This window comes from Pseudomonas jessenii, from assembly GCF_002236115.1.
GTDB classification, from domain to species: Bacteria; Pseudomonadota; Gammaproteobacteria; order Pseudomonadales; family Pseudomonadaceae; genus Aquipseudomonas; species Aquipseudomonas jessenii.
Genome location: NZ_NIWT01000007.1, coordinates 398,575 through 410,590, shown reverse-complemented (window position 1 = coordinate 410,590; position 12,016 = coordinate 398,575). Strand labels below are relative to the sequence as shown.

At 62.8% G+C, this 12,016-nt stretch carries 8 protein-coding genes; 3 read left to right on the top strand and 5 right to left on the bottom strand.

Annotation, left to right across the window (positions count from 1 at the left end; genetic code table 11):
• Window positions 1–28 precede the first annotated feature (28 nt).
• Together pvdN and pvdM are read right to left on the bottom strand one after the other, a co-directional pair.
• Complete coding sequence (pvdN, locus tag PSJE_RS24740) at window positions 29–1,309, bottom strand: pyoverdine-tailoring periplasmic protein PvdN (RefSeq protein WP_090456899.1); 1,281 nt, start codon at window positions 1,307–1,309, stop codon at window positions 29–31.
• A 30-nt stretch (window positions 1,310–1,339) separates the two neighbouring features.
• A complete protein-coding gene (gene pvdM, locus PSJE_RS24735; RefSeq protein WP_090456897.1) occupies window positions 1,340–2,689 on the bottom strand; it encodes a pyoverdine-tailoring dipeptidase-like protein PvdM in 1,350 nt (449 codons plus the stop codon).
• A 252-nt stretch (window positions 2,690–2,941) separates the two neighbouring features.
• Between pvdM and pvdP the strand changes: the two genes are divergently transcribed.
• Window positions 2,942–4,561, top strand: coding sequence for a pyoverdine maturation tyrosinase PvdP (gene pvdP / locus PSJE_RS24730; RefSeq protein WP_090456896.1), 1,620 nt, complete (start codon window positions 2,942–2,944; stop codon window positions 4,559–4,561).
• Window positions 4,562–4,825: 264 nt separating this feature from the next.
• Here the strand turns inward: pvdP and PSJE_RS24725 are convergent, their stop codons facing one another.
• Genes PSJE_RS24725 through PSJE_RS24715 form a run of 3 tightly spaced genes read right to left on the bottom strand, consistent with a single transcriptional unit; the run spans window position 4,826 to window position 9,374 of the window.
• Window positions 4,826–6,220, bottom strand: a complete 1,395-nt coding sequence (locus PSJE_RS24725) for an efflux transporter outer membrane subunit (protein ID WP_090456895.1) — start codon at window positions 6,218–6,220, stop codon at window positions 4,826–4,828.
• A 7-nt stretch (window positions 6,221–6,227) separates the two neighbouring features.
• On the bottom strand, window positions 6,228–8,201 hold the full coding sequence (locus tag PSJE_RS24720) for a MacB family efflux pump subunit (RefSeq protein WP_090456893.1): 1,974 nt from the start codon (window positions 8,199–8,201) through the stop codon (window positions 6,228–6,230).
• On the bottom strand, window positions 8,202–9,374 hold the full coding sequence (locus PSJE_RS24715; RefSeq protein WP_090456891.1) for an efflux RND transporter periplasmic adaptor subunit: 1,173 nt from the start codon (window positions 9,372–9,374) through the stop codon (window positions 8,202–8,204).
• Between the two features lie 406 nt (window positions 9,375–9,780).
• Here PSJE_RS24715 and PSJE_RS24710 point away from each other — a divergent pair, with 406 nt between their 5' ends.
• Window positions 9,781–10,263, top strand: a complete 483-nt coding sequence (locus PSJE_RS24710) for a sigma-70 family RNA polymerase sigma factor (protein ID WP_057713952.1) — start codon at window positions 9,781–9,783, stop codon at window positions 10,261–10,263.
• 133 nt (window positions 10,264–10,396) lie between these two features.
• A complete protein-coding gene (locus PSJE_RS24705; protein WP_090456889.1) occupies window positions 10,397–11,734 on the top strand; it encodes a lysine N(6)-hydroxylase/L-ornithine N(5)-oxygenase family protein in 1,338 nt (445 codons plus the stop codon).
• Window positions 11,735–12,016 lie beyond the last annotated feature (282 nt).

Here is a 12,016-nt window from a genome sequence, read left to right as displayed (position 1 = left end):
AGGGTTCTCGCTAAAGGGAATCGGCGGTTCAGAGCTTGCTGGCCATCAGTTCCATCAACTTGTCGATGTGCGCTTGGGTATTGAGCAACCCCGGCGACACACGAATGATCGGCCCGACATCACGGTCCACGGCGTCACACACCACGCGCTGATCCATCAGGAAGTTGGCGACTTCGTCGCAGTCCTGGTTCTTGATGCGGAAGAAGGTGAAACCGGCGGAATACTCCGGCGACAGCGGCGTGACCAGCTCCACCGACGGGTGTGCCTGCAAGCGTTTCTTCAGGTAGCTGTTGATGTCGTGAATGCGCGTCGCGACCTCGGCCTTGCCCAGCTCCAGGTGCAATTTGAAAGCTTCGGTCAGTGCCCAGCGGTGTTCGAACGAGTGGTAGCCGCCGTAGGTCATCACGGTGGAAAACTGGGTGGCTTCAGAGAAGGTCGGGATGGTCGGGGTCACGTCCTTGAGCTCGTCGGAGCGGGCGCAGATGATCCCCGTGCCCCGTGGGCCGAACATCCATTTGTGGGTGCCGGCAATGAAGAAGTCGCAGTGCATGTCCGGGAAGTCGACGTTCTCCACACCGAAACCGTGTACGCCATCGATCACGTAGAGGATGCGGTCCTTGTCGGCGCGGCCACGGTTTTTCTGCTCCACCAGTTTGCCGATCTCGCCGATGGGCAGCTTCACGCCGCTGCCGGAATGCACCCAGGTCATGCCCAGTACACGGGTTTCGGGGCGAATGTTGCGTTCAATCGCGGCCAGCACTTCGGCGGTCGAGACCTTGTACGGGTCTTCGAACAATTTGATCTTGCGAACCTGGGTGCCGTCCTTTTGGGTGCGGTATTCGAACACGCTGTTGGCGGCGTAGTGCTCGTGTTCGCTGGTGAGGATCTCCTGGTCCGGGCGCACGTGGATACCGGCGTAGACCATCGCCAGGCCTTCGGTGGTGCTGCCGGTCAGGGCGATCTGCGACGGCTTGGCCTTCAAGTAGCGACCGGCCCACACGCGCACCTCTTCTTCGCGGCGTTCGGTTTCGCCGCGATGCCAGTCCATGGCCAGGCCCGGGTTGCGATCGAGATTGGCGCGATGCATCTCGATGGCTTCACGCACAGGCAGCGGGTGCGAGGTCACCAGGAAGTTGGCGAAGTGCAGGTAGTTCGGGTCCTGCGTGAACAGTTGGCGCAACTGGTCCCATTTGTCCTTGGGCAACGGCGCGGGGCTGTCGGCCCGTGCTGGCAGGCTCACGGCGGAGGCCAGGGGAATGCCGGCCGCCAGAATGCCGGCCTGCTTGAGGAATGAACGACGGTTGGTCATGGATTCGGTTCGCTTTGGCAAAAGGAAAAATCAGTTTTTTACGACAGGCCGGGAAGACTTCTGCACCTGGTCCCAGACCCGCAGGAAGTTGCCGCCCCAGAGCTTGGCGATGTCGGCGTCGCTGTAGCCGCGGCTGATCAGTTCGGCGGTCACGTTGCGGGCCTCGCTGACGTCTTTCCAACCGTCCAGGCCGCCGCCGTCGTTGAAGTCGGAACTGATGCCGACGTGGTCGATGCCGATTTTTTTCACTGTGTAGTCGATTGCATCGCCGTAATCCTTGAGGGTGGCCTTGGGTTCTTCGTCGAGGATCGAATAGAGCTGGCTGGCGTACTCGCCGAAACGCTGCTCGGGCCAGACGGTGATCACCGGGTCGCCGGGCATCAATGCCATCTCCAGACCTTGCAGCGGTTGCAGGTCGAAACGGGCGCGCAGGGCGTTGAGTTTGTCCTGGGTGGCCTGGCTCAGCGGACGGATATAGGTGGGGAAACCGACGACCTGCACTACGCCGCCGCTGTGCTTGATCAATTGCATTTCCGTGTCACTGAGGTTGCGCGGGATGTCCACCAGGGCGCGCGGTGCCGAGTGGGAGGCGACCATCGGCGTGCGGCTCAGTTGCGCCACTTGCTCCAGGGCCTTGGTCGACATCTGCGACACATCGATGATCACGCCCAGGTCGTTGAGGCGATGCACCGCTTGCTTGCCGATGTCCGACAGCCCGCCCAAGGCATCCCGGGAATCGTTGAAGAACGGCAGTGGCCGCGACGAGTCGGCCCAGGCGTTGTTGCCCACGTAGCTGAAGCCGAACATGCGCATGCCGCGCGCAGCCCACTTGTCCAGCGCATTGAGGTCATTGCCCAGCGGGTAGGCGTTGAGCATGCTGATGAACACCGCGAACTTGCCTTCGCCGTGCAGGCGGCGCAAGTCGTCGGGGGTGTAGGCGATGGCCACTTGATTGGGGAAGTCACGCACCATCGCGCTGATGATCTTGTAGCGGGTTTCCTGCTCAAAGCGGGCTTCGTCGACGAAGCCGGCGGTAGGGCGATGGGGCGCGTTGGGACCGTTCCAGATCTCCGGCCAGCCGAAAATCGTCAGCGCCGCCCCGGACAGACGCCCGCGACCGGTCTTGACCAGGTCGAACTGGCCTTCACCATCCTTGTCGACTTCGTTGCCGGCGGTGCCGAAATCCATGGGCACGGTGATGTGGCTGTCGAACGAGAGGATGCGTTCCTGCAGTTGCTCGGCCTGTTTCATCACCTTGACCGGGTAGCCGGGGTTGTCCCTGAACCAGTGATCCCAGGCCGCGAAGCCTGCACCCGCGCTGATCGCCAGGGCCAGCGGCAGGCCGATGAAAAGAGCCTTTTTCGAACGTAATTTTGTCATTGCCGTCTCAGTCAGGTTCGCCGCCCCGGATCAGGCGCTGGGGCCTTTGCTATCTGGGGGGAACGAGTGGCTGACCGGAAAATTTAGCGCGGCTGATGGCCTCATCGCGAGCAAGCTCGCTCCCACAGGGATCTTCAGTGCGACATAGATCCAGTGTGGGAGCGAGCTTGCTCGCGATGCTTTTAAATTTATGCGGGCAACAAACGTTCTAGCTTGGATAAAGCCTGCTCCATGGCTGACACAGGTAGGGCAATGACGATTTCTCGACGATGGTTCCTCGCGGGTCTGGCGCTGACCGGTGCCGCCGTGCCGGCGGTGTATTACGGGCATCGCGAACTGACCAGGCCGGACCCGACGATCACCCCCGGCGAAGCTTCGTTCGAGGTGGCGGATGTTGCCGGCCAACGCTTGGCGGATACCTTGCGCGGGGTCTGGCAGATTCGTTTCGAAGGTCGTGACGCCGGTATCGAAGGTTTGCCCCTCGAAGGCCTGGAAGTGTTCCTCGACATCGGCCACAAGGGGCGCGGTGTCAGTGGTTATCTCGACACCGCCGAGCGTTTGCGTTCCACCGAAGCGCCCCGTTACCGAGTGCTCGGCGATCTGTCCGGGGCCAACCCGAAGCAGTTGGGTTGGCGTCTGCTGGGCGCCAGCGGCTGTTGCGATTACGAGTTCGACATGACCCTGGACGAGGTCTGGGCCGGTTTCGGCAATGCTGGCAGCGGCAGTCTCAGTGGACGTGTGCTGGACCTGAATCGGCCACTGATGCTGACCGCCCAGGACAATCGCTTCATCGCCGTCAAACGGGTATTCCCTGAAGCTCGCGAGCGCGCCGGCCTCAATCCGACCCTGCTCGCCTGGCTGGTATCGCCGGAGCACCGGTTGTTCCACCAGCTCTGGCATGCCTCCCGGGACAAGTGGCACAAGCTGTCCGAAGACCAGCGCGGCGCCTTGCGCGGGCTCGGCTGGCAACCCGGACCGCGGGACCAGGAGCGCGATGCCCGAGGTGTGCGCAAGGATCGCAACGGTTCTGGCGTGGACTTTTTCTTCATGCACCGGCACATGCTCGGCACCGCGCGTTCGATGCAGGACCTGCCGTCCTGGACGCACTTCCCGTTGCCGCAACCGGAGCTGGCGCGGGACCGGCTTGGCTTTGCGCGTTACTTCGACAATCACGATGGTACCGCGCTGCCGCCGACCTGGCGGGCCGAGGACGATGACGAGTACACGCAATGGGTCAGCGACATCAAGACCGGCGAGACGTATCACAGCAATTTCCAGGTCTGGGAATCCCGCTACCGCGATCCGCGTTACCTGTCGACGCTGACCCTCGGCCAGTTCGGCTCGGAGGTCGAACTGGGCCTGCACGACTGGCTGCACATGCGCTGGGCTTCGGTGCCGCGTGATCCGTCCAACGGTCAGCCGGTGCCGTTCGCCCGGGATCCGGCGGACTTTTCCGCGCGCTGGTTTGCACCGGAAAACGACTTTCTCGGCGACCCGTTTTCTTCCCATGTCAGCCCGGTGTTCTGGCATTTCCATGGCTGGATCGACGATCGCCTGGAGGACTGGTTCCGCGCCCACAAGCGTTTTCATCCGGGGCAGGTCAGTCGGCTGCAGGTCAACGGCGTGCAATGGTTCGCGCCGGGACGCTGGGTCGAGATCGACGACCCTTGGCTCGGCCCGAGCACCCACGGTTGCAGCACCACACCGGGGTTGCAGGCCGGCAAGTCAGTGGAAATGGACCCGGAAACCATGAAGCTGGCGTTGCGCATTACCTTTGGCGAGGACGAGACGAAACTGAAGGATTTGTTCCGCAAAGTGCCGCAGCGGCCGTGGTATGCGCGCAATCTGAAGGCTAAACAAAGCCAGGCTTGATACCGCGTTATCGTTCAATCGCGAGCAAGCTCGCTCCCACAGGGGATCTTCAGTGACCACAAAATTTGAGTGCGACCAGGGTCAAATGTGGGAGCGAGCTTGCTCGCGATGGCGTCCTGTCAGGCAATGTTGATGTTGGATGTGCCGGCCCCTTCGCGAGCAAGCCCGCTCCCACAGGGTTTTGTATTTGCCGCATGATCCGGGCACGACGCATAACCTGTGGGAGCGAGCTTGCTCGCGATGGCGTCCTGACAGGCGCCACGACTAAAGAACCTGCCACCCCCCACCCAAAGCCTTGTACAGGGCAATACTCGCCTGCATCCGCGACAACCGCAGCTGCACGTTCAAATCCTGCGCAGCGTACAAGGTGCGCTGGGTCTCCAGCACCGTCAGCAAATCCTCGGCCCCGGCCTGATAACGGCTTTGCGCGATATTGAAGGCGGTCTGCGCCTGGCTCAGTTCTTCACTCTGCCACCCGCGCTGTTCATCCAGTCCGCGAATGCTGTTGAGGGCTTTTTCGACGTCGGCGAAGCCGTTGATGATCGCGCCGCGGTAGGTTTCCAGCAGTTCTTGCTGACGCGCCGTGGCCTTGTCGCGCTGGGCGCCGAGGCGGCCGTTGTTGAACACCGGCGCAAGCAGCCCGGCGGTGAGGTTGTAGAAGGGGCTGCGCAGGATGTCGTCGGCCCGGTCGGCACCAGAGCCGATTTCGGCGGTGAGGGTCACGGTCGGCAGCATCGCGGCCCGGGCGACGGTGACGTCGGCCTGGGCCGCGGCCAGTTGCGCCTCGGCCCGGGCAATGTCCGGACGGCGGCTGAGCAACTGGCTGGGTATCCCGGCGTCAATCGCAGGCCAGGTCAGTTGATCGAAGCGTTCCTGCCCCAGCGACAGCGCCTGAACCGGGCGGCCGAGCAGGGCGGCGAGGCTGATCCGTGCATCCTCGGCCTGTTGCTGCACCAGCGGCAGCTGGCGTTGCTGCGCCGCCACCAGGCTTTTTTGCTGTGCCAGTTCCAGGGCTGTGGCCGAACCCGAATCGAAACGGGTCTGCACCAGTTTCAACACGCTTTGGGCATTGGCCAGATTCAACTCGGCGATGCGGCTCTGCTCCTGCAACGACAAGGCTTGCGCGTAACCGTTGGCCACACCGCTGAGCAACGTCAGTTCCACGGTGGCCTGATCGAACTCGCTGGCTTTGAGACTGAATTGCGCGCTGTCGCGGCTGGCCCGCTGGCCACCCCAGAAATCGATTTCGTAGCTGGCAACCAGGTTCGCCGTGAAGTAGTCGACGGCGTCGTTATCGCTGTCGGCATCGAGCTGACTGTAGCCGCTGCCGCGCAGCAATTTCTGGCGATTAGCGTTGACCCCTGCCTTGACTTCGGGCAGTTGCGAGCCGCCGGCAATCACCGTGTCGGCCTGGGCCTGGCGCACTCTGGCGATGGCCGCGGCCAGGTCGTAACTGCCGAGCCGCGCCTGTTCGATCAGGCGACCCAGTTGCGGGCTGCCGAAGCGGTTCCACCATTGCTGGTTGTCATGGACAGCGCCTGCGGTGTGCCGGGATTGCCAGGCAGCCGGCGGCTGGACGCCGCTGTCGGGGCGCTGTGGCGGGGTGCCGCAGGCGCCGAGCAACAGGCACAGGGTTAACACACTGAGTGGCGGCTTCATCAATCGATCATTCACTGGTAAGGGCCGTGACCGGGTCGAGTCGGGCAGCCTTGCGGGCCGGCATGTAGCCGAAAACGACACCGGTGACCAGGGCGCAGCCGAAGGCACCCAGCACCGCTATCAGGGAGAACGCGACAGCGACTTCGCTGAAAATCAGCACGCCACCGACGATCAGCGCCAGGGCAATCCCGGTGAGGCCGCCCACCACCGAGAGCATCACCGCTTCGGTGAGGAACTGGCGCAGGATGTCGCGCTGGCGGGCACCGGTGGCCATGCGGATACCGATCTCGCGAGTCCGCTCGCGCACCGTCATGAGCATGATGTTCATCACGCCGATCCCGCCCACCAGCAGCGAAATGGCCGCAATCGAGCCGAGCATCAGCGACAGGGTGTTTTGCGTGCGCGCCTCGGCCTGGATCATCGCCGCGTTGTTGGTCAGTTCGAAATCGCGCTTGCCGTCGTGCAGACGCAGCATCAGTTGCTCGATGGCTTTTTCGGTTTCCTTGACCTTGCGCGCGTCGGCGGCGGCGATGGCGATGTACTCGGGATTGTGGGTGCCGAAAAGGCGCACGCTCGCGGCGGAGTAGGGGATGGCGATACGGTCGTCGCTGTCGGAGTCGCCGGAGCTAGCGCCTTTTTCCGCGAGCACGCCGACCACCTGGAAGGGGACGTTTTCGATCAGGATGTACTGGCCGATCGGGTTGGCCACGTCCTTGAGCAATTTGGTCCGCACCTTGTGTCCGATCACCGCGACCGCCGCGGCGTTCTGTTCATCGGCGTGGGTGAAGTAGCTGCCTTCGACCACCGGCCAGTTGAAAATCGCCGGGAAGTTGGTGTCGTTGCCGCCGACGTAGCTCATGTGATCAAGGTTGCCAAAGCGCACCCCGGCCTCCTGGCCGTTGACCGGCATGATCCGCATCACCTGGGGCAAGCTGGCAATCGCGGCGACCTCATCGAGGGTGACGATGCCCATGGGCGTGCGCGGGTTGGGCGCCGAGCCGCTGAGGTAAATGATGTTGGAACCGAACGCGCCCATCTGCGCCATCACCTGGCGCTTGCTGCCTTCGCCCACGGCCAGCATCACCACCACCGAGGCCACGCCTATGATGATGCCGAGCAAGGTCAGCGCGGTGCGGAACTTGTTGATCCACATCACTCGCCACGCCGCATGCACGGCATCGACCAATTCGCCTTTCCAGGCGCCGGTGGCTTCGGCGCCTTCGCTCAGGCGCTTGCGCAAATCGACGGCTTGCAGGGCGCCGGGGTTGGCAGAGTTTTGCGCGGTGGGATTGTCCCGGGCGCTGTCGCTGATGATCTCGCCGTCGCGAATTTCAATGATGCGCTTGGCCCGGGCCGCCACTTCGCGGTCGTGGGTGATGAGGATCACCACGTGGCCCTGGCTGGCCAGTTCGTCGAGCAGGGCCATGACCTCGGCGCCGCTGTGGCTGTCGAGGGCACCGGTGGGTTCGTCAGCCAGGATGATGTGGCCGCCATTCATCAATGCGCGGGCAATCGACACCCGTTGCTGCTGCCCGCCGGAGAGTTGATGGGGGCGGTTGCCGGTGCGCGAAGCCAGGCCGAGACGGTCGAGCAGGGCGGCGGCGCGGGCGTGGCGTTCAGCGGCTGGGGTGCCTGCGTAGATGGCCGGCATCTCGACGTTTTCCTGGGCCGAACCGGAGGGAATCAGGTGGTAGCCCTGGAACACAAAACCGAAGGCTTCACGACGCAGCCAGGCCAGTTCGTCACTGTCCAGCGCCGCGACGTTTTCCCCGGCGAAGCGGTATTCGCCCGAGGTCGGGCGGTCGAGGCAGCCGAGGATGTTCATCAGCGTCGATTTGCCGGAGCCGGAAGCGCCGACGATTGCCACGAACTCCCCGGCATGGATCGACAGGTCGATGCCGCGCAGCACATGGACTTCAGGTGCGTCGCCACCGCCGTAGGCTTTGCGGATGTCCGAAAGGTCGATCAGGGGCGTGTGCATTCAGCCGCCACTCCCGTCGACCGGGCCGATCAACAGGTGATCGCCTTCCTGCAGGCCATCGAGGATCTGTACCCGCAGGCGGTCGCTGATGCCGGTGCGCACGTTGCGCTGCTCGATGCTGCCGTTGCTGGCGACCACTTGCGCGGTCTGCTGGTCTGTCTGCGGGCCTGCCTGCAGGGCGGCGATGGGCGCGGTGAGAACGTTCTGCGCCTGATTGGCGACGAAAAATACCTGGGTGGTCATTTCCGCCATCAAGGCGTTGTCGGCGTTGTCGACGTCCAACAATACGGTGTACAGCACCACGCGGGCACTCCCGCTTTTGCTGGTGCTGGCGGGGCTGCCGCCGCCCTGGCTGGTCTGGTCCAGCGGCTTGGGCGGAACGGGGAGGATTTGCCGCACGGTGCTGGTCCAGCGCCGGGTGCCGCCGCTCAGGGTGGTGAACCAGGCGTGCATGCCGGGTTTGACGTGGCCGATGTCGGCCTCCGAGACCTCGGCCCACACGGTCATCGGCGACAGCTTGGCGATTCGCAGGATCAGCGGCGTTTGCTGCTGGGCGTTGAGGGTCTGGCCGACCCGGGCATCCAGCGCCACCACGGTGCCGGCCATCGGCGCATAAATCCGCGTGTAGCCGAGCTCCGCCTGATCGCTGCGCAGGCTGGCTTCGGCCTGGCGGATCTGCGCCTGGAACATGTCGACCCGTGCCTGGGTGGCGCGCAGTTCGGCCTGGGCGGTCTGCACGTCTTCTTCTCGGGTGGCGCCGCCGGCGGCGAGGTTCTGTTGACGTTGGTGTTTCTGCCGGGCCAAGTCGTGCTGCGCTCGCTGCTCCTGCAGCTGCGCCTTGAGGTTTTCGATGGAGAAGCGCCCGGCATCGAGTTTGGCCTGTTGCGTGGACGGGTCGATTTCCACCAGCAACTGGCCTTCCTTGACCACGTCGCCGACTTCCACGTGAATCTTGTGGATCTGCCCGGAGGCCTGGGCGCCGACGTCGACATAGCGCCGCGGTTGCAGGGTGCCCAATGCCGTGACGCTGCTTTCAATGTCGGTGCGGCTGACCTGAACGGTGACGAGCCCGTCGCGGCCCGGCGGGATGAACTGCCAGGCGGCGACGGCTACCACGGGGATCAGACAAAATGCTGCAAGCAGGGCGCGTCGGGTCTGTCGGGGACGTTTCATGCAGGGTTCCGGCCTAGGAAATCGGCCCGTCGTTCAGCAGCAGGTCGATGGCTGAACGCTGCCGGCAGGGCCGGACAGGGACGGGGAGCTGTCCTGTAAACGTAGAAAGCGCCGGGGAATTTAGGTGCTGACACAAACTAATGTAGGAGCGAGCTTGCTCGCGATGGACGTCAACGATAACGCGTGCCGTCTGGGTCAACACGTTGTCCTTGATGCCTTCGCGAGCAAGCTCGCTCCTACAGGGTTCGTGACTAAATACCAGGCAAGTTGAAGCAGTACTTTAAATCTATATGAGAATTACTATAAATTACGCGACTCGAACTGCCATTATCGTGCCACTGCTTATTTCAACGGTCACGCAAAGGGCTCAAGGACAGAAACCGCACCCCCCGTGCGGACGGGAGTCATGTTGGAAAACTACTATCGCGAACTGGTGTGTTTCCTGAACGCCAGGCTGGGCAACCGTCAGGTGGCCGAAGATGTGGTGCATGACGCTTATCTGCGGGTCCTGGAGCGTTCCAGTGATACGCCGATCGAGCAGCCCCGGGCGTTCCTTTATCGCACCGCCCTCAACCTGGTTATCGACGACCATCGGCGCAACACCCTGCGTCAGGCCGAACCTCTTGAGGTGCTCGACAATGAAGAGCGCTATTTCACCCCTTCGCCGCATAACGTGCTCGATCATGGCCAGCGTCTGGAAATGCTCCAGTGTGCCCTGGCGGAGTTGCCGAGGTTGTGCCGCGAGAGTTTCCTGCTGCGCAAGATCGAAGGCCTGTCCCATCCGCAAATTGCCGAGCAACTGGGCATTTCCCGGGCAATGGTCGAGAAGCACATTGTCAATGCCATGAAGCATTGCCGTATACGGATGCGACAGTGGGACACCCAGTGAGCCTGCGCGGTTAAATTTTTTTTCACGGTCCTCGTTCCTACTCAACAGACGACCTGTTGTGCGGCCCTTGGTGGGTCAGGTCACTTAGGTTCAATGCCCCGTCTTTGAGGGGAACATCCAGAGGACACTGGAAATGACACAGGCAATTGCATCGCCCCTCGTTCACGACCTGATCGGCGTCGGTTTCGGCCCGTCGAACCTGGCACTGGCCATCGCGCTGCAAGAACGCGGGGCGAGCCAGGGCGAACTGGATGTACTGTTTCTCGACAAGCAGGCCGACTACCGCTGGCACGGCAACACCCTGGTGACCCAGAGCGAGTTGCAGATTTCCTTCCTCAAGGACCTGGTGACCCTGCGCAATCCGACCAGCCCTTACTCGTTCGTCAATTACCTCAAGGCCCACGGGCGCCTGGTGGACTTCATCAACCTGGGCACCTTCTATCCGTGCCGCATGGAGTACAACGACTATCTGCGTTGGGTCGCCGGGCAGTTCACCGCGCAAAGCCGCTACGGCGAAGAAGTGCTGACCATCGAGCCGGTGCTGCACAACCATCAGGTCGAGGCGTTGCGGGTGATTTCCCGCGATGCGACCGGGCATCAGCAAGTGCGCACCACCCGGTCGGTGGTGGTCAGCGCCGGTGGCACGCCACGTATTCCCGAGGTATTCAAGGCACTCAGGGATGACGGTCGGGTGTTCCATCACTCCCAGTACCTGGCGCAGATGGCCAAGCAGCCGTGCGTGGACAACCGGCCGATGAGCATCGCGATCATCGGAGGCGGGCAGAGCGCGGCAGAGGCCTTCATCGATTTGAACGACAGCTTCCCGTCGGTGCAGGTGGACATGATCCTGCGCGGCTCGGCACTCAAGCCGGCCGACGACAGCCCCTTCGTCAACGAAGTGTTTTCCCCGGAGTTCACCGACCTGGTGTTCCAGCAGCCAAGCAGCGAGCGCGAGCGCCTGGTGAACGAGTACCACAACACCAACTACTCGGTGGTGGACATCGATCTGATCGAGCGAATCTACGGCATCTTCTATCGGCAGAAGGTCTCGGGCATCGCCCGTCATGCGTTCCGCACCCTGACCACCATCGAAAAGGCCACCGCCAACGAACGGGGCATCGAACTGGTGTTGCGCAACAACGCCACCGGCGAAGTCTCGGTGCGTCACTACGACGCTGTGGTGCTGGCCACCGGTTACGAGCGGCAGATGCACCGCAAGTTGCTGGCACCGCTCGAAGAGTACCTGGGTGATTTCGAGGTCGACCGCAACTACAAACTGATCACCGATGAACGCTGCAAGGCCGGCCTCTACATGCAGGGCTTTTGCCAGGCAAGCCATGGGCTGAGCGACACCTTGCTGTCGATCCTGCCGATTCGTGCCGATGAGATTGCCGGCTCGCTGTATGAACACGGCAAGCATCGCGGGCATGGCCGGTCGGTGGTGGATTTGTTGTTGGCCACTGCCAGCTGAGTCCTGCGGCGACTAAAAGGCCGCCATCGCGAGCAAGCTCGCTCCCACAGGGAACCGCATTCCAATGTGGGAGCGAGCTTGGTCCGGGCGGCGTTCCGACGATGGGGCCACTGAAGTCACCCAAAACAGTCAATCCTGAACCCTTCCTGAAGAACCCCGCGATTCCCCCCGGCAAGCTTTTATAGCGGGTTTACTCTCCAAACTTCGGGGCGTAAGCTTCGCGCGTTTTCATCCATTACGGAGACCCACAGTGGGTACTTGTTCGAGTGACAGTTGTCGGCC

Bases quoted from the DNA above. Each gene is read 5' to 3' on its own strand.
- pvdN (WP_090456899.1), bottom strand. From the start codon at position 1,309: ATGACCAACCGTCGTTCATTCCTCAAGCAGGCCGGCATTCTGGCGGCC.
- pvdM (WP_090456897.1), bottom strand. From the start codon at position 2,689: ATGACAAAATTACGTTCGAAAAAGGCTCTTTTCATCGGCCTGCCGCTG.
- pvdP (WP_090456896.1), top strand. From the start codon at position 2,942: ATGACGATTTCTCGACGATGGTTCCTCGCGGGTCTGGCGCTGACCGGT.
- PSJE_RS24725 (WP_090456895.1), bottom strand. From the start codon at position 6,220: ATGAAGCCGCCACTCAGTGTGTTAACCCTGTGCCTGTTGCTCGGCGCC.
- PSJE_RS24720 (WP_090456893.1), bottom strand. From the start codon at position 8,201: ATGCACACGCCCCTGATCGACCTTTCGGACATCCGCAAAGCCTACGGC.
- PSJE_RS24715 (WP_090456891.1), bottom strand. From the start codon at position 9,374: ATGAAACGTCCCCGACAGACCCGACGCGCCCTGCTTGCAGCATTTTGT.
- PSJE_RS24710 (WP_057713952.1), top strand. From the start codon at position 9,781: ATGTTGGAAAACTACTATCGCGAACTGGTGTGTTTCCTGAACGCCAGG.
- PSJE_RS24705 (WP_090456889.1), top strand. From the start codon at position 10,397: ATGACACAGGCAATTGCATCGCCCCTCGTTCACGACCTGATCGGCGTC.